Below are 23,100 nucleotides of genomic sequence, written 5' to 3'. Positions count from 1 at the left end.
TAGGGTCTTGAAGATGCTTAGAAATAAATACCTGTCTTCGATGTTTATAAAAGCTAGCTCTTGTTTTACCTAGTTTATGCACAATAGGGGCTACTTTCTGCCCTTTTTGGACGGCTTTGAAGCTAATATCGAACCAGCTTTTTTTTTAACTTCATCAATATCCAATCCTTGTTGTTCACAAATAACCTCTAAGGTACTTTCAGCAATCACTCGGTCAGTGACAATGTCTGCTATGGACATCTTTAAGCGCTTTATTTCAAGCTTCAAAGCGGCTATTTCATCTTTTTCTTGGGGAGTTTCCACACGAATAGTTTTTGGTATCAGGTTAAAATTACCACTTTTTCTCGCCCAATATGCAATAGTGTTCGAACCTTTAATTCCATAGCGCCGCTGTAATTCATGGGTGCTATAAATTCCTTGAGAAAGTTCTTCTAAAACTTGTTGTTTGAAACTTTCACTGTAACGATAAATCCTCTTAATTTTAAGCATAAGTATTCAGTTTATAACTGTCTACTTTTTTCAGGACGGTACATAGTGAGTTGGATATGGGTGAAAGCTGAATTATATAGGGCATTTTGGTTAGAATCTCCAAGTCAAATCCACCATTCACCATTTACCTTTTACAATTTAGAATGGTTCATATTTCGCCTGAATAATATAATAGTTCCCATGTTGACCCTGTATGATGGAATTTCCCAGGTCATCAATATCATTGATTTGCAAGCTATCTTGATTAAACTTTGAGCCTTTGGGAAAACGAATACCAATCACAAAACAGCCTTCAATCTCAACCGCAATGCGAGCAAATACTGTGGAATCTTTCGTAACTGTATTTCTTTGAATAACTGTAGCCGGATATGCCCCATCCTCAAAAATACAGGCATATGGCAAATGGGCATTCTTTTTTTCTGGCAAAGACTTTTTAGTCTTAGCCTGTTGTGCAAAGGCTAAACTTGGAATCATTAAACATAAAAGTGTAATTAGTCGAAGCAAAGCAGTTTGTAGGGAATGAAGAATGTAGAATGTAGAATGAAGAATTAAAAATGTAAGATGGTAAATCAATTTCATTTACATTCCAACATTTATAATTTATAATTTATAATTTATAATTTATAATTCATAATTTATAATTTATAAATTACCTCACTTCTTCTTTACCAAACTTAATATACTGTTCCCAATCATATTCATTGATATCATGTTTACCATCGCGTATATGGTAACGAATAAGTTTGCCTACTGGTTGATTTAAACCAGGCATTTCTATGTTGCCTAATCCCTTTTTGCCATACAAAGCATATACTTTTTCCATTTCTTTAGCACTCAAAAATTCTCCCTTAGGATCAGACCATTGATCGCCAAAAGCAGAGGCAACGTAAACGGGACGAGGTGCCATCAAACTCAACAAAATATGTTGGTCAAAAGGTAATTCATTCTCACGGTCAGCATAGGTGGCATATGTAGGTATAAACCAATGCGGGAAACTATTGGTAATCCTCCAAATAGTTTCTCCATAAATTCTTCTACTTAAAGCAGCTCCACCTTCACCGGATTCATTGGAAATGATGGCTGCAAATCGACGGTCATTGGCACCTGACCATAAAGCGGCCTTGCCTAATCGAGAATGTCCATGCAATATCACTTTCTTCCCATCTATTTCCTTGATACTTTGGGCCAAATCCAACATGCGACTCAAACCCCAAGCCCAAGCTCCATTGGCCGTCCAAGCTTCAGGTTTTAAACCCAATTCACTTGCCAATTTTGTTCTTACTCCATTTTTATACCCTGTAGCAAAATCTTCTTCAAAATCACCACAAGCGGCCGTAATCGTTCCGAAGCCCGCATCGATGACTTTCTCAATCTGCCAGCGACTAGCCCACTCTCCTCGAGAAGCAGCTTGAGAAATATTCTTGATAAATTTTGGCTCGTTGTTACATACCACATATTTATCAAATACAGGAATCCCTTCATCCGTACTGATGGTTTGGTTTCCACAAAAATTCAAACCCATAAATACCGGAACCTTCTTGCTTGATTTAGGTAAAATCACCACCACTGTGGCTTGAACTTTCCCGGCAAAATCCATTTTCCAAATCGATTGTATCGCTTTTCCTCCCAAAATTTCTTTCTGAGAAATTAGGGTATTGCTTTGCTTAATAGATTTTTTAGGCATTTGACCATACATGTGGTCAGCAAACAGAGTTAACCAGGTAGCTCTATTCTTTTCCCAATCTGCTTGGCTACTAATTTGCTTAGAACCAATTTGTAAAGGATCAGGCAGAGTAAATTGACCGACTTTACTTTCATCGTAATTCGCTACAAAAGGTTTTTGTTGGGCCATGATCGTAGTACTTATCAAACAAAAAAAGAGAAAATTTTTCATATTAACGTTCTATTTTAAAGCAGAATATTATTTTGTTTTAACCTGAAAAGGAATCAGCACTTGTGATTCTTTAATGGGTTTTTTATGAATTAAATCCAAAGCCAAGGCTATAGCTTGTGCTCCCTGTTGTTCCGCATTTTGTAAAATGGTGGCATCTAAAGTTCCGGCATCTACCGCTTTTAAGGCATCTCCAATGCCATCCACACTAACAACCACTACTTTATCTTTTTTCTTGGCATCTAATAATGCTTGCATAGCGCCCAATCCCATTTCATCGTTATGAGCAAACACTCCTTGGATTTGATCCCCATAGGACTGTATCCAATTTTCCATTAAAGACATGGATTTAGCCCGATCCCACTCTCCTGTTTGGGTCGCTAATAATTTCATATTGGGATAGGCTTTCAATGCCTCAACAGCACCACGTTCACGATCTATCTGGGCTGCTTGACCCATGTATCCTTGAATTATCAAGATGTTGCCTTGACCATTTAATTTCTTCGCTAAAAAATCAATGGCCATTTTAGCTGATTCTGCATCATCTGACCCTACCCAAGCATCCGGTTTTTCTTTGGTAGATGAGTTGACATTGACAATGGGAATACCAGCTTTTTTTGCTCGTAATATCGCGGGAGAACTAGCCTCAAATTCTGCTGGATTTAATATGATTGCGTCAACTTGTTGACTGATAAAATTCTCTACTTGTTCCACTTGTTTCAAAGCTGAGCGTTCAGCATCCACCACAATTAATTCTACATCAGCCTCTTTAGCATGCTTTTCTAGTGAAGCACTTACTTGTTGAATGAACTCATTTTGTAAACTCAGCATAGATACCCCTATGACGATTTTTTTCTTTTCTCCTGATTCCTTGCTACCACAAGCCCATGCTAAAGCCAACACCAAACAAGTCAATAAAATGCGTAAACTAATTTTCATACTAACGTTTCATTTTTTGATAAACACTATCCAATACTACTGCTAATATAATGATTCCGCCCATCACAACTTGTTGCCAATAAGCAGAAACATTTAATAAATCCAAACCATTATTAATTACGCCAATGAACAGAACACCCAAAAGTGTCCCAGTCATGCTTCCTTTCCCTCCTCGTGTGCTTGTTCCTCCAATGATAACTGCTGCAATGGCATCTAACTCAAAACCTAATCCAGCGTTTGGCTGGCCTGTATTGATTCTAGCAGATAATAAAATCCCACCCAAAGCTGCGAATATTCCACTTAATGTATACACCCACCATTTAACTTTAGCGACTGGTATACCTGCCACCCATGCAGCTGTTTCGTTTCCCCCAATTGCTGTAACATAGCGTCCAAATACCGTTTGAGTTAATACAAAATGACAGACAAGGTAAGTCCCAACTAAAAATATAATTGGAATGGGCACTCCCAGTAAATCTCCATTACCCAGGTAATTAAAAGATTCCGATAAATCTGAAACGGGCCTACCTGAAGAAATAATCAATGCCGCCCCACGGGCGATGGTCATAGTACCCAAAGTCACTATAAATGGTGGAACTTTGGATAAAATGACGGTAAATCCATTCATTGCTCCCATTAAAGCACCTACACCTAAGGCCATCAATAAGGCCATATATACATTACCTCCATCAGATTTGGCAAATAAGGCAGCCACTACTCCCGCTACGGCTAACATGGAACCCAAAGACAAATCTATTCCTCCGGAAATAATCACAAAAGTGACACCAAAGGCAAGAATGGCATTCACAGAAACTTGATTTAAGATGACCAACAAATTGGTATCTGTTAAAAAGCGAGGCGTTAAACTAGATATTAACACACACATCAAAATCAATGCCAAGAAGATTCCTCCTGATTGACTCCCAATAAGTATTTTTTTCAAATTCATGTGCTTATTATTTCATGGCATAAGACATAATCTCCGCTGGATTGGTCTCTTCTTTTTTCAAAGTAGCTGTTTGTTTTCCCTTTGAAATAACCAAAATTCGGTCACTCATGTGCAATAACTCAGGTAAGTCTGAAGATATTAAAATAATGGATTTGCCTTGCTTACTTAATTCTGCCATCAAGGTATATATTTCAAATTTGGCCTGAACATCAATCCCCCGCGTAGGTTCGTCTAAAATTAACACCTCGGGAAGATGTTGCAATACTCGTCCAAAAACAACTTTTTGTTGGTTACCTCCACTCAAATACATCACCTGCTGATTCACTCCTTGCGTCTTAATCTTCATTCGAGATACATGCCCTTCGGCTGTTTCTTTTTCTTTTGATTTATCCAAAATCCCCCAACGTTGAAAATCCAATAAAGAAGACAAGGTCAAATTGTGCTGAACCGAAAATTCCGGTATAAAACCCATTTCTTTCCGATCCTCACTCACATAACCTATCCCTTGTAGAATTGCCTCTTGAGGATTTTTGAATTTAACCAACTGATTTTTCCATTTAATTTCCCCCTCTTGAGGGATTAGCAATCCCGCTAAAGCCTTACCAATATCTGTCCTTCCTGCGCCTACAAGTCCACCAAAACCTAAAATTTCACCTTGATGCAAATCAAATTCAATACCTTGGAAAAGGCCAGGAATACCAAGACCTTTAACTTGTAAAGATATATCCCCACTTTGTACTTCACGATGAGGAAAAAACTGATTCATTTCACGACCGACCATTTGCTGAACTACTTCCTGTTCTGTACAGTTTTCCTTATTGCTGGAGGAAATCAAATAACCATCGCGTAAAACAGAAATCCGATCGGAGAAGCCAAATATTTCCTCCATTTTGTGGGAGGTAAACAAGATACTAACTCCTTCATTTTTTAATTTATGAATGAGACGCCTAAACAAAGTAATTTCCTTTTCTGATAAGGAAGAAGTGGGTTCATCCATCAAAATTAAGTGGGCGCGTTGAGAAATGGCCCGCAAAATTTCAACTAATTGTTGTTCGGCAATCGATAAATTCTTGACTAAAGTTGCTGGATCTAAAGGGATATCACAGTCTCTCAATAATTCCGCTGTTTTTAATTGGGCATTTTTCTTCCTTTCCCAAGGCCAAAATCCCAATTCATTTTCTCTTCCTAAAAAAATATTTTCTGCAATGCTTAATTCTGGAATCAGCATCAGTTCTTGATGTATCATGGAAATACCGCTTTCCATGATTTGTTTCAAACTTTGATGGTGACGTTTTTGACCAAAAAAAATCACCTCCCCTTTATCAGGCGAGATGATTCCTAAAATAGTCTTCATTAAAGTTGATTTACCTGCTCCATTTTCACCCACTAAAGCGTGGATTTCACCAGGGTACAAAGATAAATCAATGGAATGTAAAATGGGAGTTCCCGAATAAGCGATAGATACTTGATTGAGTTCTAAAACTGGTTTCTCTCCTTCCACCCTACATTCCATTTAAAATATTAACAAGGCCACTCTACGTTGGTGTCCTTCCACTGCTTTTGTTTTGCTGAATCAATGACAGCTTCACATACTTTTTGAGTTTGCAACGCTTCACGGAAGGTAGGTGAACAAGGTTCTCCTGTCTCCAATGATTTCAAGAAATCAGCAGCTTGGTGTACAAAGCTATGCTCATAACCAATAGATAAACCTGGAACCCACCATTTATCCATGTAAGGTTGGTCTCCATCCGTTACTAAAATAGATTTCCAACCACGAACGATTGATTCATCCGCATGGTCATACATTTCCAAACGGTTCAAATCATGTAAATCCCAACGAAGAGAAGCATGCTCTCCATTGATCTCAAAAGTATAGAGAGCTTTGTGTCCGCGTGCATAACGAGTAGACTCAAACAAACCTAAAGAACCGTTTTCAAAATGGCAGTGAAACAAACAAGCATCATCAATACCTACTTTTTGAACTTGTCCAGATTCTGTGTGTACACGCTCCTTAATGAAAGTTTCTGTCATAGCTGACACATCGGTGATTCCACCGTTAATCCAAAGCGCCGTATCGATACAGTGAGCAAGCAAATCGCCCGTAACACCTGAACCAGCAGCTTCTACATCCAAACGCCAAGTACCTGCTCCACCTTGTGGTAAATCAGGACTAATGGTCCAGTCTTGCAAGAAGTTAGCACGGTAATGGAAAATACGACCTAATTTACCTGAATCTACAATTTGTTTAGCTAAAGTAACAGCAGGCAAACGGCGGTAATTATACCAAGTTGTGTTTTTCACACCTGCTGCTTCAATTTCTTTCACCATCTCTTCTCCTTCAGCTAATGTTCTAGACAAAGGTTTTTCACAAAGAATCATTTTACCTGCTTTAGCCGCAGCAATAGCGATTTCTGCATGGGTGTCGTTTGGTGTACAAATATCAACTGCATCGATATCATCGCGAGCAATTAATTTACGCCAATCTGTTTCGTAAGAAGCATAGCCCCATTGTGCTGCAAATGCCTTTACTTTTTCCTCATTACGCGAACAAACGGCCTGCATCACAGGCTCATAAGCTAGATTCGGGAAAAAGTTTGTAATACGGTTAAAACCATTGGAGTGGGTTCTTCCCATGAAGCCCGTTCCTATTAATCCTATTCTTAATTTCTTCTTTTCCATTGTCAAATATATTTCAAAATCTTAAGACCAACCATGGGCATTACGCACCTTAATCATGGTCGCTAAAATATCGTTCCAAGTTTTTTGTTGTAACATAACTTCATTGCTGAACATACAACCATCCCAACAAATATGTTTGAATGCTTTGGTCAATTCACCTTTTTCATCACGAAGCCAAAACCCAGCATCTTCAGCCACTACTAATTTTCCATTCGGATCTGTAGCTTGACAGTGTCTACCTGTTTTATCATGGCTACCTGTTCCATGTACTGTACCATCGTTTTGTGCTACGTGGAAGTCGATCGTCCAAGGACGAAGGGCTGCAGTAATTTGACGTAAGGCATCTTTCAACACGTCACGATCAGTCCAATCATACCCTTCAGGTAAAATACGGTCTTCAGGAGAATTATAACCCATAGTGTACAACAAGGTATGCGACATATCAGCTTGAAAACCAATATTTTTACGGTCTACTGCTTCTAATGTAGCTACCATGTGACGCCAAGAGTGCATTCCACCCCAGCAAATCTCACCTTCTGCCGCTAAGCGCTCGCCGTAATCAGCTGCCACATCACAGGCACGTTGGAATGTCTCAACGATTTTTTTGGAATTAGCTACCGGGTCTTTTGCCCAATCAGACACACCACTTGCTGAGTCAATACGAACGATACCATTCGGACGAATACCCATTTCACGTAATGTTTGACCAATTTCGCAGGATTTTTTAACCATGTCAACAAAAGTATCCTGATCAGCTTTGGAACCAATAGCTGGACCACCCCAGATTGGAGCAACCAAACTACCAATTTCTAAACCATGAGCTGCTACTTTGTCAGCCAATCGTTTCGCTCCTTCTTTACCAGAATTTATATCAAAATGCGGATCAAATAATCCGACATCAACTCCATCAAATTTCACGCCATCTACTTCTGCCGCTGCAGTCATTTCAAGCATTTGATCTAAAGAAATTACGGGTTCGGAATCTGGACCTTTACCCACGATGCCAGGCCAAGTGGCATTGTGCAATTTTGGATAATGATTTATTTGTGTCATTTGTTCAAATGGTTTATGTCTATGATAATTTTAAATCAGGATTGTTTGGACCAAAGTGCTTCAACATGACGATTGGGTCTGTAGATGAATGGTTCGTTATAACCACACCTTCTTGAGCTGCTTTTTCAGTCACAAAGAATTCATCGTTTGTCAATTGTCCGTAACGAATCATGGCAGGAGTTTCTACATTCCAAACACCCATTTTTCCATGACCTTGCATCATGATTAAACCGTAAGCGGCTGCATCTTTGATGGTGACAGTTTGACCTGGGAAAACTGTTAATTCTTTAGCGGAGAAAGCTTCTGAACGGTAGCAAACCCACTTTTCTGAATATCCTTCTTTCGCCATTTCAGCCTCATCCTTTACTGGAATTGGAGCCATAAAACGGGTTTCTAATAAATTAGGATTGGTATTCAAATCCCAATCTATCACTTCCATCAATTGGTCATAATTACCAATTTCTTCTTTGGGAGTACCATTCCACAACAATTCTTCTGGAATGATTGCTTCATTTACTAAAGACTGATACATAGCAAAAACATCTGATGCTTTCTGTGGCTCGTAAGTACAAAGACTACCCGGAGCGTGCAACATTCCTGGAGGCACATCCCATCCAGTCCCTGGAATTAAAGGGAAAGCTTGCGAGAACATGGTGATTTTGTTATCACCTTTGGTAAAGTTCTGCAAACATTCTTTGATTTGCTCTTTGGTAGTACCAGGAGCAATTCCGAAGAAAGTATAAGGAAAATCTCCACCATGGTTATTCAATTGAGGCGGGAAATAATAGGCCTCAGGCTTACCCAATTGACCAATTTTTGCCGCGTGCTCGTCGTTATGGTGAATGTGATGAGGTAAAGGACCCATGTTATCAAAAAACTTGGAATACATAGGCCAAGACTTATATTCATTCCAAAGACGATCTCCAATGATTTGGCCACCTAATTCTTCAATGACATCTTTTAATAGGATTTGTTCTTCTTTTCCGCCTTCTGAGTAAACAACAGCACTTAGGCCTTCGTTTTCTCCCGTTAAAGGACCATTTTTAGCAGGGGTTGTAGATGATAACCAACGCTCATCAATTCCTCCTCGTACTCCACCAAGTACATAATAATCATCTGGATGCAATTTAATACGACGACCTGGAACACAAAATGATCTTGGTACCCAAGTTGGTGCTAAACGCAATATGCCCTTTCCTTGCTCCAGGGCTTTTTCTGCTTTATTTTTCATAAGAATAGGCAATCTTTTATTGTATAAAATTAGTTAATTTCTCTGTTTGTTTTTGTTGATCTAAGACTTCTAAAGTCACCGAAAAACGTTTACTCGCTCTAGGAGCTAAAAAAAGCAATGAGCCTTCTTCCCGAGCGGCTTTTTGGCCAATTGGAGGATTTGTACCTGGTTCAATCCCAGTCACATATTCATCCTTACCCCAATGCTGCCAATTGGTTAAACTAGGCAATTCTCTTTTGTCGTAAGACATCTTAACTCCTAAGCCTAGCTTTTCATTATAAAGTCCGCAAACTACTTGATGCTGTGCATCTGTAGCTGCATCGATAAAGGCTACTTCTTCTCCCCCACCTACATGTATGTCCAAAGGGGCAGGACATGTTTTATAATCATTTCCTTCTTTGAAAATAAGAGCATCTTGAGTTCCCTCAAAACGATATTTCCAAGTTCCATTGGCCACAATTTTTGTTCCTTCGTCTACCAAAGGCCAGCCAAAATTAAAGTGATATAATAACATCAAAGGGGCATTAGTATTGCCTTCATTGATGATTTCATCTTCAATTTTCAAAAAAGCTTCCCCTAATCTACCAGAAATTGTTCTTTTCAATGTCAAACATGGGCCGAAAATAACATGTTGACGAATAATACCTGAAATACTCATGTCTAGTTTTCCAGCATGAATATCAGGTTGTACAATGGACGTAATTTCAGCGATTTGATTACTGATTTTACCATGAATTCCACGACTGCCTAACTCATCTTCTTCTGGGCCACCTACATGGTCCAAACCGCAAGTTGTGAGCAATCCTCCTCCAAAGGTGCGTAACCAGTGCAGCCCCTGATCTGACAGGGGCTGTGGACTAGTAATGCCTGCATGGGAAATCCATGCTAAACTTTTTTCTTGGTAAAAGGCCTCGGCAATATCCATGCCGCGATCTAGTACAATTTTGTAGCGAAATCCCGCTCCCGTATCCATCCAAGCAATTCGAACGCCTCTACCAGCTCCGTTATCTAATGTGGAGGTTTCAATGCCTCCGAGTTGCTTGTGATTGGATATTTTATCTTTCCAAGGATACGTCATCTTTTTCTTTTCAATTATTTCGCAGCTGGTTTAGCAAACATAGCATTCGCCTCACTTCCACCTGACATTAAATAAGCCATCAAATCTTTCAATTCTTCTGGATTCAAACTGTTCACCAAACCGGCAAGCATTGGAGAAACACCTGAGTATTTCACTGAAGTTACATTTTTCTTCAATACTTTTTCCAATTGATCAGGAGCATATGGGTTTTGAGACACATAGAAAGCTACTTTATCTTGGTTGGTGATACGTCCTACTACAGATGTTCCATTTCTCAACATCAACTGTGAAGCTGCATATTGATCAGAAACGGTCTTGTTAGGATCAATGATGGCTTCCAAAATATCTTTCTTAGAGAAACGAGTTCCTAAATTCGTTAAGTCTGGACCAATGTTTCCACCTCCATCAGCACCTACAGCGTGACAGTTTCTACAAGTAGTAGCAGCAAACATCGATTTACCATTTTGGAAATCTCTGTTGGTTAATGGAGCGTCTAAAAGAGCAACTGCATCATCTACTTTCCAGTTTCTTCCTGGTCCTTTTGGAGCATTCACTTTCACTAAATCATTACCATTGGCAGTCAATAAATCTGCACCTGATAATTTATCGTATTTAGCACGCTGAGATTCAGCTACATTTTTCAATGCTAATTTACGAGCACGGTCAATGAAACCTACATAGCTACGTCCACCTTGATACTCAAATCCTTTACGGAACCAAGCAAAATAACGATCATGTAATTCTGGAGTCCAGTTATTTTTAGCTGCACTTAACATAGTAGCTAAATAGGTCTGTTGAGCTGGTGGAATTTTCTCCAACATACGTGCGATATCTGTACCGTACTGTGGGTTACGCATGATTAAGTCAGCAGAAGAGGTTGCAGTTTCAGCACGGTATGCAGCAACTGAAGCAGTATCTTTTGTCTCTAACAATTTCAAAGTACGAGGAATAATGTTAGGTGCTTCCAAAGTAACCAAGATACGGCTCAATGAACGAGTTAAGTTCATTTGTTTAGCAGGATATAAAGCATCAAACTTAGCTACGATAGCAGAGGATTGTGATGCATCTGGCAAACCATTTCTTAAAATGTTCAATTCAAATGCACGGATGTAATCAATTTGTAATGCCTCATTGAAACCTTTGTTATCAATCTTTAATAAAGCAGCATTGATTGCAGCTTTGTTTTCAGGCTTATCCATACGAATCAATCCAATCAAAGCATTAATAGCCGATACTGGATCTTTTTCATTCAATGCTTTCTCTTTCCAAGAATCAGCTGGATTATGTTCTAGAGCTATACGAGCTGCATAACGAACAAAGCGATCTGGGCTATTTAAATGTGGCCAAACTGTTGCCACAGCAGCAGGATTAGAACCATTGTGGAATACCTCTAATTTACGACGTAATTCATTCAATGGAGTAATCTGAGATACTACTGGCTTGGTAGAGGCTTCTTCAGGACCTGTGTAATACACACGGTATAAATCAGATTCCAAACGACGACCACCAATCAAGAAATACAAGGCACCATCAGGACCAATTTGACCATCAGTCAATGGTAATGGAATACCTGATAAGAATTCTTCACGATCTGCAGAATATGACGAACCTTGTGGCTTTAACTTAATTAAGTGAGCAATACCAAATGTCCAATCGAAAGCCAATAAAGATTTTTTGTATTTCGCTGGGAACTTAGCGTCACGCAAAGATAATAAGCTGGTAGGTGAACCTTGACCGATATTCAACACTGGAGGTAAGTTATCTGGTAAAGATGGTGACCATTTACTGTTACCTGTTCTCCATCCATGCTCAGAACCTGAAGTTACGTGGTTGATACGAGTTGGGCGATACCAAGGTAAACCGAAATCCCACTCCATATCAGCATCATAAGCAAATAAATCACCTACTTCATTAAATGCGATATCAAATGCATTTCTATAACCAGCACTGATTAATTCCCATTTCTTACCATCTGGATCAATGTTTACTACATATCCACCTGGAGCATAACGATCATTAGCATGTCCACGTGGGTCTTTAATTAATGGGAACAAGTTATCCTCATGCCAGTTTTTTGGTAAACGATAGGCATCCATTGGAGGCACGTCGGTGTGGTTACCATTGATTAAATAAATGGATTTTTTATCTGGGGATAAAATGATTGAGTGAGGACCATGTTCTCCTTCTCCTTTGAATTCTTTCATCAAAGTAATTTTGTCATACTGATCATCACCATCCAAATCCTGAATACGGTACAAGCCACTACCACGTGGAGCGTAGCTTGGTGCAAAATTTGGATTACGACCTGGTTGAGCAGCAGGAGGATTCACTGGAGCAACACGTGCATTCACCATGACGTACAAACTATTGAACGCATATAGTAAACCGTGAGCATTACCAATTCCCAATGTATCTACTCCTTTTCCAAACTTTAATTTTTCAATTTTTGGAGTATTATCTTTAGAACCAATCGCTGGAATGGTTAATCTGAACAATCCACCATATTGGTCAGAAGCGATCATTCTTCCCTTATCATCAAAACACATCGCTACCCATGAACCAATTTTGGCATCGGAAGGACTAAATAAATGTTCAACTTTAAATCCTGGTTGTAAGCGAATCTTATCCGTTTTAGGATTTGCCCCTTCTGCCAGGGCGGGTTGTACTTTGTGGAGTGAATTGTAGCCAAAACTGCCCAAAGCAATTACCGCTGCAAACACCATTCCAAGTTTAACTAGAGGTCTCATTTTCATATAATTAACAGTGTTTATTTAAGTGTTTTCAATCGAATGTTTTTGTACTCAACTTTCATAGGAGGTCCAACGTGCACTTGCATACCTAACCAACCTGAAGCTTTTCCATTTATTTTATCTAAGTCAGTTACATCACTCATCAAAATACCATTGATGTAATGCAATAAATGATTTCCTTTAGCTACAATATGAAGCTCATTCCAATCTTCTGATTTAATCGAAGTTTTCAATGAATCAGTATGTCCTAATGAACCTTTTACCTGACGAGCTGTCCAGTTATTTCTCTGTGCTAACGTACGCAAATTGTTCTTTAATTCGGGATCTGTCTGCTCGTTAATCACAGATACTTCACCTCGATAAGCCAACGTTGTGCGAGCACGCTCTTCATAATTTTGACCGGTATAACGGTTATTTCCATCGATATCTGCTTGATATCCTTTTAAAGCAAATGGTAAATCAGGTAATAATTCTTCTGAGCGGTAGTTTACTCCTGTATTTCCAGCTTTGGTAATTTTAACATCGGCCTTAAATTCAAAATCAGCGGGTTGTCCACCTCTCCAAATTAAGAAATGATTTCTTTTCAATACGGTTGCTGGAGTAATTTCTCCAATGATGGATCCATCTTCTACCCGCCAATAAGCAGGATCCCCTTCCCAACCTTTTAAGCTTTTACCATCAAAGATTTTCTTGAATCCTTTTTCCTTAGGCTTGTCCTGCTGGCCAGCCGAAGGGTTGCGAAATGCAAAGAACGGAAGCATTAGCCCCACGAGGCCTAGGTACAATAATTGTTTTTTCATAGGTAATATAGATTATATGTAAAAATTAGTGAAAAATTCCGCATTTATATAATGTTTTATAGGGTTTTAAGCCTTTTTGGTAGAATAATGAAAAAAGACAAAAACTCCTTTTTTATTCGAAATGACAATATCTTTAAGGCCATCTTGATTCATATCTTCTATTATGATATGAATACCCGCACCAGAATCTTCATCTATGTCGTGGCTAATCCAAGTAGGAGTTTTGCCTGGTTTAAATTCATACCAACGTAATAGTGCTTTCTCAAATTCACCTGGATCTTTCCCGTTATGTGCCATGAAGCGCTTACCCACCACAAAATCTGGATGCTTATCTCCATTCAAATCTGCCATAGCCATAGCATGTGTTTGAGATAAATCCTTTTGAATTACTTGAGTTTCAACACCAGTGGCTGTCCGACGGTGCCACCAAATTCCATAATCATGCGCAGAGGAATTGAGTAAATCAACTAATCCATCTCCATCAAAATCCAATACCATAATGTGCGCGCTATCAAAACTTAAGGACAAAGGATGATATGTCCATTCGTTAGCTAACACATCTTGAGGACATTCCCACCAGCCTTCTTTAAAGACTATATCCTTTCTTCCATCACCATTCATGTCGCCATGACCTAATCCGTGTGTATACTTATGAGTCCCTAAGTTAGGGTTAGAGGAAATCACGTGTGCTTTCCAAATAGTATCTTTTTTAGTGCTGGGTGCTTGTAACCAAACCATTTGTTTCGATTTGGAATCATTGCCAATGATATCTTTAAAACCATCTCCATTAACATCTTCAAATAGAGGTGATTCATTCCCGATAGAGGCATATAAAAAATGTCTTTTCCAAAGCTCAGACTTGTTTTTGGGATTCTCAAACCAAAAAACTGCTTCACCTGGCAATCCTACTTTAATCAAATCTACCCAACCGTCATGATTTACATCTTGGGCAAAATTTAAAAATGAATTACTATAACCCTCATCCACTTTAAATACATGGTCTTTCGGGAATGCTTTCAATGATTTATCGTAACGAATATCATCGTCACTGATTATATGTTTTGTCCATGTAGGAGCTTCAAACCAAAATGCTCCGGCTAAAACATCTTTTTTCCCGTCATGATTGACATCCCCTACGCATACTCCTTCTGAAAGAAAAGTGGAACTCAAGGTTACTTTCTTAAAATCAGGGATATGTGAAGCCGCCATGGTTTGCCCGATAGACATCAAGCACATTAAAACGACCTTGGAATTCAATGTAAACGTTTTCATGACAAAAGGAGAAAAAAATAGCTGTCCTGTTAATCTAGGACAGCTATTTTAAAATTAAAATATTACTTAATATTAGGATTCAATGCTGCTTCATCAGCTGGCATTGGGTAATATTTCTCAATTACGGTGAAAGAGTTACTACGTAGAGTATATCCTTTTTGGTAATAATAAGAGAATGGATTTGCTTTAATTTCAGCACCATAAGCTGTAATCACTGCTTTGAACGTATCTGTACGAACAAGGTCATGCCAACGCTTGTTTTCGAATGCAAGCTCAACGCGACGCTCCTTCATCAAAGCAGTACGGAAATCAGCCTGAGAAGTAGCCGTAGTATTCGCTAAACCTGCACGCTTACGCACCATGTTCATGTAAGTAGCTGCTTCAGCCGTTTTTCCTTGCTCATTCAACGCTTCCGCTAAGAACAATATAACTTCAGCATAACGGTATACTGGCCAGTTCATTCCATGGTTACCATTCAAAGCGTGTGTTTTCATGTACTTCTTAATGATTGGGTATGTTTTACCCTCCCACAAAGTAGAAGAACAAGTGATGTAACCAATAGAAGCATCCTTACGTAAATCACCTGCTTCATATGCCGCGATAATATTAGGTGTAGGAGCATTATTACCTTCACCTGTTTGCGGTTGAGGGTTAGAAGTTCCTGACAAAGTTTTCAATTCATCAGCAGTCATTGGACGAGGCAAGAAGTTGTACATGAATGTACCGTTATAACCATTCGATCCCTCTTGGAATTGTACTTCAAACACACTTTCTGCATTGTTTTTGTTCGCAGTTGAAGTAGAGAATACGTTGTTGTAATCAGGAATCAATGAATAGCTTCCTTCAGCTACAACTTCTTTCAATAACTTTTCAGCTTCTGCCCATTTCTTCTGGATGATGTACAAGTTTGCCAATACTGTTTTAGCAGCACCTGAAGTAGCACGTCCAGCTTCTTGAGTAGACTTTGGCTTTAAGTTAGCCGCTGCACCTACTAAATCATCCGTAATGATTTTCTCCAAATCAGCAGCCGTACCCAATTTAGCCGCAGCTTCTTCTCTAGTTGTAATAGGAGTTAAGTGCAAAGGCCCTTTGTTGAAATATCTGTATATTTCAAAATAAGCAAAAGCTCTTAAAAACTGAGCTTGACCCTTTAAATTAGCCTTAGCAGCTGCATCGAAATCAGCCTTGTCGATTAATGCAAGAACCTGATTAGCACGAGCAATGATCAAATAATCCTGACGATACTGGTTCAACACGTGTGTATTGGTCGTTAATCCATTCGAAACTGGAATGGAGAAATCCGCCAAGTCCTCTTGTTGCTCTGTCGCTCCAAATGCCGTATTTCTGTAATAATATGTATTATCAGAGTGCATTTCAGACAATAACCAAGAACGGTCATTATAAATAGTTCTCAAAGGAACATAGCACGCATTGACAGCTTGTTCAAAATCCGATTGGGTCTTAAAGAAGGTCACCGAACTTAAATTGGTTTCTGGAGTAATTTCCAAGAAACTCTCTGAGCAGCCCGTTAAACCAAGGGCCAGCAAACAGCTTAATATGATTTTATTTTTCATTTTGTCTATCTAAATATATGATAAGATTATCGTCGTCCTAATTAAAAGTTAAAGTTCGCACCAATTGTAAAAGTACGCGGAACAGGATAGTTAGATAAATCCACACCTGGGCTTAAGTTACCACCATCGCCCTGACCATTTCCTTGTGCCGATGTTTCTGGATTAGGTCCACCCCAATAATTGGTGAAAACATAGGCTTGTTGACAAGAAGCATATACACGTAATGACTTGTATACTTTTGAAGGCTTAGTGAAGGTATAACCCAAAGTGATGTTACGAATAGTAAAATAAGATGCATCAGCTACGAAACGACTATTCATCCAGTCACGCTCGATACCTGTTACGTTACCACCACCAACAGTAGTTCCATACATTCCCATTCCTGGATTAGCCTCTGAACGGAAACGATATTTAGCTCCATCCACCATATTGAATACACCATCTAAGTTAGCTGTTGAATAAATGTGACGAACTAATAATTGGTTTCCATAAGATCCAGAACCAATGATGTTGAAATCCCAGTTCTTGTAAGTAACGTTGTTTGTGATACCATAAACGAAGTCAGGGAAAGGATTACCCATGATAGTTCTATCATCAGCGTTTCCACCGTAATCAATTATACCATTACCATTGAAATCCTTCAGCTTGATACTTCCTACAGTTGAACGACCTGGAACTTGTGGCGAATTAGCCAAATCTGCAGCATTTTTGTAAACACCGTCAGCAATCACACCATAGAACTGACCGAAAGGTTGTCCTACTTTAGTGATGTGGAAAGATCCATAAACACGGTCAATACCCGGAGCTAAAGCTACTACTACGTTACGGTTGAACGAGATGTTAGCGTTGGTAGTCCATTTAACCGCACCAGTTGTATTTTTAGTATTAACAGCAAATTCATGACCCCAGAACTTAATCTCTCCAATGTTATCATTGAAATTACCAAAACCAGAAGCCTGAGCAATTTGAACTGAATACAATAAATTTGTGGTATTCTTTACGTAATAATCATAGGTAAAGTTTACACGATCATTCCATAAGTTTAAATCTAAACCTAAATCAAATTGACGTGTTTTTTCCCAACCTAAGTTCGGGTTAGCCAATGAACTTACAGAAGCACCTGGAGCTACCGTGTTCCCAAATACACCATTAACCGTATTGTTAATCAAGGCATAGTGAGTGTAGTTACCAATGTTATTATTTCCAATTTCTCCTAAACTTGCACGAATTTTCATGAAGGATACTGCTGGCATGTCTTTCATGAATTCTTCATCAGACACTACCCAACCTGCACCAATAGAAGGGAAAATACCCCAGCGGTTATTTGAACCGAAACGAGAAGAACCATCACTACGAATAGCAGCATTTAATAAGTATTTGCCTTTGTAGTTGTAATTCAAACGTGCCAAATAAGAAATCAATCCCCACTCTTGTACACCTGATACAGTAGCACCACGGTTGATATTAATGGCACCTTGGATCGTTGGAAGACGATCATCTGCATAAGTATCTGCTTGAATTTGGCTAGACTCTTGACGGAAATATTGACTTGTGTAACCTCCTAAAATTTCGAATTTATGATCATCCCATAAAGTCTTGCTGTAAGTCACTGTATTTTCATTCAACCAAGATAGGTTTTCAATATTCTGACGAATAGAAACTGCCGTAGTAGGAATAGCTACGTTGATTGCGGATGTAGCTGTAGATGGATTGAAGAAGAAGAATTTCGTTCTCAAAATCTCACCATTCATACTAGATCTGAATTTCAAACCTTTGATGGGTTCGAACTCAATAAACGCATTGGTTAATAAATTCGTTGTAGTCGTCTCATTAATCAACTCTTGAGCTGATCTAACCCAGTTTGGATAGGCGAAAATATTACCTGTACTAGCAGGGAAACGGTTAAACTTAGTTAAGGTCTTTCCGTCTGCTTCATATATTGGCATGATTGGCCAAGTGTGTAAAGCATTGAACAAAATACCAGTTCCACGATCACCGTCTGTTCTTGGTGTATTATCGTATGTCAACTGTGGAGCTACATTAAAACCAATAGTTACTTTATCTGAGATATCGTATGCAGAGTTCAAACGTAATGAATAACGCTTATAGTCTGTATTTAATACCACACCTTTTTGATCTAAAATACCCGCAACCAAAGAAGTTCTTGATTTTTCTTTATTTGAAGTAATTGACAAGTTATAACTTGTAATAGGAGCATTTTTCTGAATCAAAGCATCATACCAGTCGTTGTTTTTACCTGCATACTGAGAAGGATTCTGGAATTCAGCAGGAACTGGTTGTTTCGCATCTTCGTAAGATTCTTTTTTGAATGTAGCAAATTCTACCGCATCCATCATATCAACGCGACCTTTCATAGGTACTTGCTGAATACCAGTATATACGTTAAAGCTTACATTGGTTCCACTTCCTTTTCCTTTTTTCGTTGTGATCAAAACCACACCATTCGCAGCACGAGAACCGTACAATGAAGTTGAAGCCGCATCTTTTAATACTGAAATATCTTCAATCTCATCTGGGTTCATAGCACCGATTGTACCAGTGATAGGGAAACCATCTACTACGTATAAGGGATCAGAACCTGCAGAAACAGATAATTGACCACGAATACGTACGTTCATGCCTTTACCTGGCTGACCAGTGGTTTGGTTGATTTGAACACCAGCTAATTGACCTTGTAATTTTTGGCCAATTTGAGTTACCGGTAAATCTTTCAATTCTTTGTACCCAATCGTTTGTACAGCACCCGTGATTTCTTTTTTCACTTGGCTACCGTAACCTACTACTACGATTTCGTTCAAAGTCTTGTTATCCGCAGCTAAAGAAATATTCAAAGTCTTTTGACCTGAATAAACTACATCTTTAGATATAAAACCAACTGAACTAAAACGTAAAGTTTCGTTGTTTTTAACATCGATGGCAAAGTTACCTGAACCATCAGTTGATGCTCCACGAGTGGTACCAACAATAGTAACGGCAGCACCAATCAAAGGTTCCCCGTCGGAACCACTTACTTTACCTCGAAGATTCTGGGCCTGTGCCATTGCTACCGAGGACAAAAAGAAAATCAGCGCTAGAAGCAAGCCTCCAGTCCGATTTCCCATTCGTAGGTCGTAAAATTTGTTTTTCATAGAGAAAAAATTAAAGGTTAAAAATGTGTGAATTTGTTTAATTCAGAAGCCGAGTTTTAAAGCAACATGATTAATAACTGTCGAAATTTAGAATATAGCACTACCCTAACCGTCCTTATCTATCCTTATGAAAAAAATAAAAAATTTCTAGATTTCATCAAAAAAGTACTATTTCGTGTATTAAGTGGTATATAAAAATGCATTAAATAGTACTTTAACAGCATTATTTTGAAAAATTCCGACTCGTCAATTTTTAAACTGACTTGACCTGAATAGCTGATGAAAATCATACATAAATGCTGAATTTTCAGAAAAAAGAAAGAAATTGAATTACATATCCTTTAAATAACATGATTCATCGACGACAATTCCTACAATCTTCATCATTGGCATTCTTGGCCCCTAGCCTAATGACCCAAACGAGTAATGCGATACTACCACCAACAGTTATTCCAATAAGTGTCGAAGAAAGAAAACAAAGGATAGCTAAAGCTCAGCGTTTATTAGTTAAAAATAACATGCGGGCTTTGATATTGGATGCCGGAACAAGCATGGAATATTTTACTGGGGTAAAATGGTATCCTAGTGAGAGGTCTTTATTAGCCATCATTCCAGACAAGGGAGATTTAAGTTTTATTTGTCCGGCTTTTGAGGAAGATAGATTCAGTGAAATCAATGTAATCAGCCAACAAGTTCGTACATGGGAGGAGCATGAAAACCCATTTGCCATGACGATTCAGTTGTTGAAAGATCAAGGAATTCGAACAGGAAAATTGGCTATCGAAGAAAGAACCCGTTTTTTTATTTTTGATGGATTAAGAAAAGCCGGTCCTTCTTTCCAATTAGTGAGCGGCGACCCTATCAGTATTCCTTGTCGAATGATTAAATCACCTACAGAAATAGCATTGATGCAAAGAGCCAATGATATAACGGTGGAAGCTATCAAAGCAGGAATAGCAAGTTTGAAAGAAGGGATGACACCTGCTGATGTTTCTTCCAAGATTGCTCAAGTTCATCGAAGTCTAGGTGCTGTTCATGATTTTGCATTGGTAAACATGGGGGTGGCTACGTCGTTTCCACATGGTAGTAATAAACCTCAAATTTTAAAGCAAGGCGAAGTCGTATTACTGGATGTGGGTTGCGTTGTGGGCGGATATAGTTCTGATATTACCCGGACTATTGTATTTGGACAAGCAAATGATCAACAGAAGAAAATATGGGATTTGGAAAAAAAATCCCAGGCTGCAGGTTTTGCTGCTGCTCAATTAGGTCGACCTTGTGAAGAGGTTGATCGAGCTTCTAGAAAGGTATTAGAGGATGCAGGGTTTGGACCTGGGTATCGATTACCGGGTTTACCTCATCGGACAGGGCACGGGATTGGCATGAATGGACATGAGTGGGGCAATATGGTAAAAGGGAATAAAGATCCACTTCAGGTTGGGATGTGTTTCAGTATTGAACCGACCATTGCCATACCTGGTGAATTTGGAATTCGACTAGAAGATTGTGTATATATGACAGAAGATGGCCCACGGTGGTTTTCACAACCTAGCCCATCGATCAATAAGCCATTTCAATAATTAGACAACTTTCTAATAAATAAATTTGCAGCTTATATTTGTGTGGGATTTAGTGCTATTTACCAACTAAATAAAAACTAAGTGAGCTGAACCGAGCTGAGCTCAGCTCAGCTGAAGATTTGACAACTTTTTAAAAGTTGTCAAATCTAAGTAACAAATCTATCTACCAAAACTAATCAGCTCGACCTATTTTTGCCCAAAACATATTGATATTCTTAATCAATAAACAGATAATTGACTAAACCATACTCTTTCTTTGAGTGACACAACTAGGGACATCACTCTCATAATGAGATACATATAGTAAGGTAAACTCATATTGATTGGACATATAGTCCAACAAGTCTTTTACATGTTGGATTTGATTTTCATCTAAACCTTGACAAGGTTCATCCAATATCAATAAAGGTGGATTCTTAACCAAAGCTCGGGTTAATAAGACCATTCTCTGCTCACCAGTAGATATTTGTTGGAAATTCCTATCAGATAAATGTTCCAATCCCATTACTTCCATCCAAGCCTCTACCCTGCCACTTTGATCCATACTCATTCTTTTACCTAATCCCATGATATCAAATAATCCTGATGAAATCACTTCTCTCACAGTACCCGTTGCTCTGAAATACAAATGCATTTCAGGACTTACATAACCCATTCGTTTTTTGATATCCCATATACTTTCTCCACTACCTCTTTTACGATCAAATAAAACTAAATTTTGGGCATACGCTTGAGGATTATCCGCTGAAATTAAACTCAACATAGTTGATTTACCGGCTCCATTGGGTCCATGTATCAGCCATTTATCGCCTTGTCTTACTTCCCAATTAAATCCAGTCAAAACCACTTTATCCCCATATTTTACTTGAACATCTTTCATTCGGATTGCCCATTCAAATGAAGCAAAATCTTCTTTGGTACGAATTAATTCATTCAATTTACTTTTCCAACCAGTTACATTGAATTTGACCAAATGCTTCTTTTGCTGCTCATAAGCTTGTTTCTCTCCTTGCCAAACGGATTGTCCATGCTCCAAAACCATCACATGCGTCACCGTATCAGGCAATTCCATGGCTGAACTGATCAAAATGAAATGGATGTTTAATTGGGATAATTTAGCCAAACATTGACTCAAAATTTCTCGACCCTGTACGTCCAATCCTAAAAATGGATTATCCAATATTAACCAATCTGGTTGTTTCAATAAGGCCTTAACTAATTGTAAACGCTTATTTTCACCATTGGACAATTGAATCAAGGGCTTATGAGCCAATTCTGTTAAATGAAAGACATCTAACCAGGCATACATGGCATCAGCATCTTCCTCTGCTAACTCCTCTAAAATGGTGTAAGCATCCTCAGAGTCTTGTGAATTAAAGCGTTGTTGAAGATAAAAGTCGGAAACATTGCTCCTATTTTTAAATCGATGCTGTTGCTCTATCCAATATACTTTTGAGGTAGATATGCCTTCTTGGAAAAAGCTAACATCGCCTTTCCTAAACAATCGCCCTGTTAAGGCTTTAGCTAAAGTTGTTTTTCCTGAACCCATTGAGCCCACTATGGCCCAATTTTGCCCCTCTAGCACTTGAAAATTAATATCACTTAGCACTTGAGCACTTCCATAAGAAGCACTCAAATGCTGGATATCTGCCAATATTTTCGACAT

General features: G+C 38.7%; 17 protein-coding genes. 1 reads left to right on the top strand and 16 read right to left on the bottom strand.

Annotation, left to right across the window (positions count from 1 at the left end):
• Positions 1–90: 90 nt before the first annotated feature.
• The 15 genes from G9H60_RS12470 to G9H60_RS12400 form a co-directional block, all read right to left on the bottom strand.
• Positions 91–489, bottom strand: a complete 399-nt coding sequence (locus G9H60_RS12470) for a transposase (protein WP_223144385.1) — start codon at positions 487–489, stop codon at positions 91–93.
• 138 nt (positions 490–627) lie between these two features.
• Entirely contained in the window at positions 628–963 is a 336-nt protein-coding gene (locus G9H60_RS12465) for a hypothetical protein (protein ID WP_223144384.1), read from the bottom strand.
• A 175-nt stretch (positions 964–1,138) separates the two neighbouring features.
• Entirely contained in the window at positions 1,139–2,383 is a 1,245-nt protein-coding gene (locus G9H60_RS12460) for a glucuronyl esterase domain-containing protein (RefSeq protein ID WP_223144383.1), read from the bottom strand.
• A gap of 27 nt (positions 2,384–2,410) precedes the next feature.
• Positions 2,411–3,319, bottom strand: a complete 909-nt coding sequence (locus tag G9H60_RS12455) for a substrate-binding domain-containing protein (protein WP_223144382.1) — start codon at positions 3,317–3,319, stop codon at positions 2,411–2,413.
• A 1-nt stretch (position 3,320) separates the two neighbouring features.
• A complete protein-coding gene (locus tag G9H60_RS12450) occupies positions 3,321–4,268 on the bottom strand; it encodes an ABC transporter permease (RefSeq protein ID WP_223144381.1) in 948 nt (315 codons plus the stop codon).
• A gap of 7 nt (positions 4,269–4,275) precedes the next feature.
• The gene (locus G9H60_RS12445) at positions 4,276–5,769 is read right to left on the bottom strand and encodes a sugar ABC transporter ATP-binding protein (protein WP_223144380.1); all 1,494 of its coding nucleotides are present in this window, start codon (positions 5,767–5,769) and stop codon (positions 4,276–4,278) included.
• Between the two features lie 20 nt (positions 5,770–5,789).
• Positions 5,790–6,947 carry a Gfo/Idh/MocA family protein gene (locus G9H60_RS12440; protein ID WP_223144379.1) on the bottom strand — a complete coding sequence of 386 codons (1,158 nt, stop codon included), beginning with the start codon at positions 6,945–6,947 and terminating at the stop codon, positions 5,790–5,792.
• 21 nt (positions 6,948–6,968) lie between these two features.
• On the bottom strand, positions 6,969–8,000 hold the full coding sequence (locus G9H60_RS12435) for a sugar phosphate isomerase/epimerase family protein (protein WP_223144378.1): 1,032 nt from the start codon (positions 7,998–8,000) through the stop codon (positions 6,969–6,971).
• Between the two features lie 19 nt (positions 8,001–8,019).
• Complete coding sequence (locus G9H60_RS12430; RefSeq protein ID WP_223144377.1) at positions 8,020–9,231, bottom strand: class I mannose-6-phosphate isomerase; 1,212 nt, start codon at positions 9,229–9,231, stop codon at positions 8,020–8,022.
• A 16-nt stretch (positions 9,232–9,247) separates the two neighbouring features.
• Positions 9,248–10,309: an aldose 1-epimerase family protein gene (locus G9H60_RS12425; RefSeq protein WP_223144376.1), complete on the bottom strand. Its 1,062-nt coding sequence runs from the start codon at positions 10,307–10,309 to the stop codon at positions 9,248–9,250.
• A 14-nt stretch (positions 10,310–10,323) separates the two neighbouring features.
• A complete protein-coding gene (locus G9H60_RS12420; RefSeq protein WP_262900035.1) occupies positions 10,324–13,062 on the bottom strand; it encodes a c-type cytochrome in 2,739 nt (912 codons plus the stop codon).
• 14 nt (positions 13,063–13,076) lie between these two features.
• Positions 13,077–13,820, bottom strand: coding sequence for a 3-keto-disaccharide hydrolase (locus G9H60_RS12415; RefSeq protein WP_262900039.1), 744 nt, complete (start codon positions 13,818–13,820; stop codon positions 13,077–13,079).
• Positions 13,821–13,925: 105 nt separating this feature from the next.
• Complete coding sequence (locus G9H60_RS12410; protein WP_223144374.1) at positions 13,926–15,131, bottom strand: FG-GAP repeat domain-containing protein; 1,206 nt, start codon at positions 15,129–15,131, stop codon at positions 13,926–13,928.
• 62 nt (positions 15,132–15,193) lie between these two features.
• Positions 15,194–16,705, bottom strand: a complete 1,512-nt coding sequence (locus tag G9H60_RS12405; RefSeq protein ID WP_223144373.1) for a RagB/SusD family nutrient uptake outer membrane protein — start codon at positions 16,703–16,705, stop codon at positions 15,194–15,196.
• 41 nt (positions 16,706–16,746) lie between these two features.
• Complete coding sequence (locus G9H60_RS12400) at positions 16,747–19,854, bottom strand: SusC/RagA family TonB-linked outer membrane protein (RefSeq protein WP_394369790.1); 3,108 nt, start codon at positions 19,852–19,854, stop codon at positions 16,747–16,749.
• A 350-nt stretch (positions 19,855–20,204) separates the two neighbouring features.
• Between G9H60_RS12400 and G9H60_RS12395 the strand changes: the two genes are divergently transcribed.
• A complete protein-coding gene (locus G9H60_RS12395; RefSeq protein WP_223144372.1) occupies positions 20,205–21,434 on the top strand; it encodes a M24 family metallopeptidase in 1,230 nt (409 codons plus the stop codon).
• Positions 21,435–21,672: 238 nt separating this feature from the next.
• On the opposite strand, the gene G9H60_RS12390 is transcribed toward G9H60_RS12395, so the two are convergent.
• Complete coding sequence (locus G9H60_RS12390) at positions 21,673–23,100, bottom strand: ATP-binding cassette domain-containing protein (RefSeq protein ID WP_223144371.1); 1,428 nt, start codon at positions 23,098–23,100, stop codon at positions 21,673–21,675.

The organism is Aquirufa aurantiipilula, from assembly GCF_019923745.1.
Taxonomy (GTDB): domain Bacteria; phylum Bacteroidota; class Bacteroidia; order Cytophagales; family Spirosomataceae; genus Aquirufa; species Aquirufa aurantiipilula.
The sequence above is the reverse complement of the archived record's forward strand: the minus strand, read 5'-3'. Positions and strand labels throughout refer to the sequence as shown.

Excerpts from the sequence above, each read along its gene's own strand:
- G9H60_RS12470 (WP_223144385.1), bottom strand. The coding sequence starts at position 489 with ATGCTTAAAATTAAGAGGATTTATCGTTACAGTGAAAGTTTCAAACAA.
- G9H60_RS12465 (WP_223144384.1), bottom strand. The coding sequence starts at position 963 with ATGATTCCAAGTTTAGCCTTTGCACAACAGGCTAAGACTAAAAAGTCT.
- G9H60_RS12460 (WP_223144383.1), bottom strand. The coding sequence starts at position 2,383 with ATGAAAAATTTTCTCTTTTTTTGTTTGATAAGTACTACGATCATGGCC.
- G9H60_RS12455 (WP_223144382.1), bottom strand. The coding sequence starts at position 3,319 with ATGAAAATTAGTTTACGCATTTTATTGACTTGTTTGGTGTTGGCTTTA.
- G9H60_RS12450 (WP_223144381.1), bottom strand. The coding sequence starts at position 4,268 with ATGAATTTGAAAAAAATACTTATTGGGAGTCAATCAGGAGGAATCTTC.
- G9H60_RS12440 (WP_223144379.1), bottom strand. The coding sequence starts at position 6,947 with ATGGAAAAGAAGAAATTAAGAATAGGATTAATAGGAACGGGCTTCATG.
- G9H60_RS12435 (WP_223144378.1), bottom strand. The coding sequence starts at position 8,000 with ATGACACAAATAAATCATTATCCAAAATTGCACAATGCCACTTGGCCT.
- G9H60_RS12430 (WP_223144377.1), bottom strand. The coding sequence starts at position 9,231 with ATGAAAAATAAAGCAGAAAAAGCCCTGGAGCAAGGAAAGGGCATATTG.
- G9H60_RS12425 (WP_223144376.1), bottom strand. The coding sequence starts at position 10,309 with ATGACGTATCCTTGGAAAGATAAAATATCCAATCACAAGCAACTCGGA.
- G9H60_RS12420 (WP_262900035.1), bottom strand. The coding sequence starts at position 13,062 with ATGAAAATGAGACCTCTAGTTAAACTTGGAATGGTGTTTGCAGCGGTA.
- G9H60_RS12415 (WP_262900039.1), bottom strand. The coding sequence starts at position 13,820 with ATGCTTCCGTTCTTTGCATTTCGCAACCCTTCGGCTGGCCAGCAGGAC.
- G9H60_RS12410 (WP_223144374.1), bottom strand. The coding sequence starts at position 15,131 with ATGAAAACGTTTACATTGAATTCCAAGGTCGTTTTAATGTGCTTGATG.
- G9H60_RS12405 (WP_223144373.1), bottom strand. The coding sequence starts at position 16,705 with ATGAAAAATAAAATCATATTAAGCTGTTTGCTGGCCCTTGGTTTAACG.
- G9H60_RS12400 (WP_394369790.1), bottom strand. The coding sequence starts at position 19,854 with ATGAAAAACAAATTTTACGACCTACGAATGGGAAATCGGACTGGAGGC.
- G9H60_RS12395 (WP_223144372.1), top strand. The coding sequence starts at position 20,205 with ATGATTCATCGACGACAATTCCTACAATCTTCATCATTGGCATTCTTG.
- G9H60_RS12390 (WP_223144371.1), bottom strand. The coding sequence starts at position 23,100 with ATGTCGAAAATATTGGCAGATATCCAGCATTTGAGTGCTTCTTATGGA.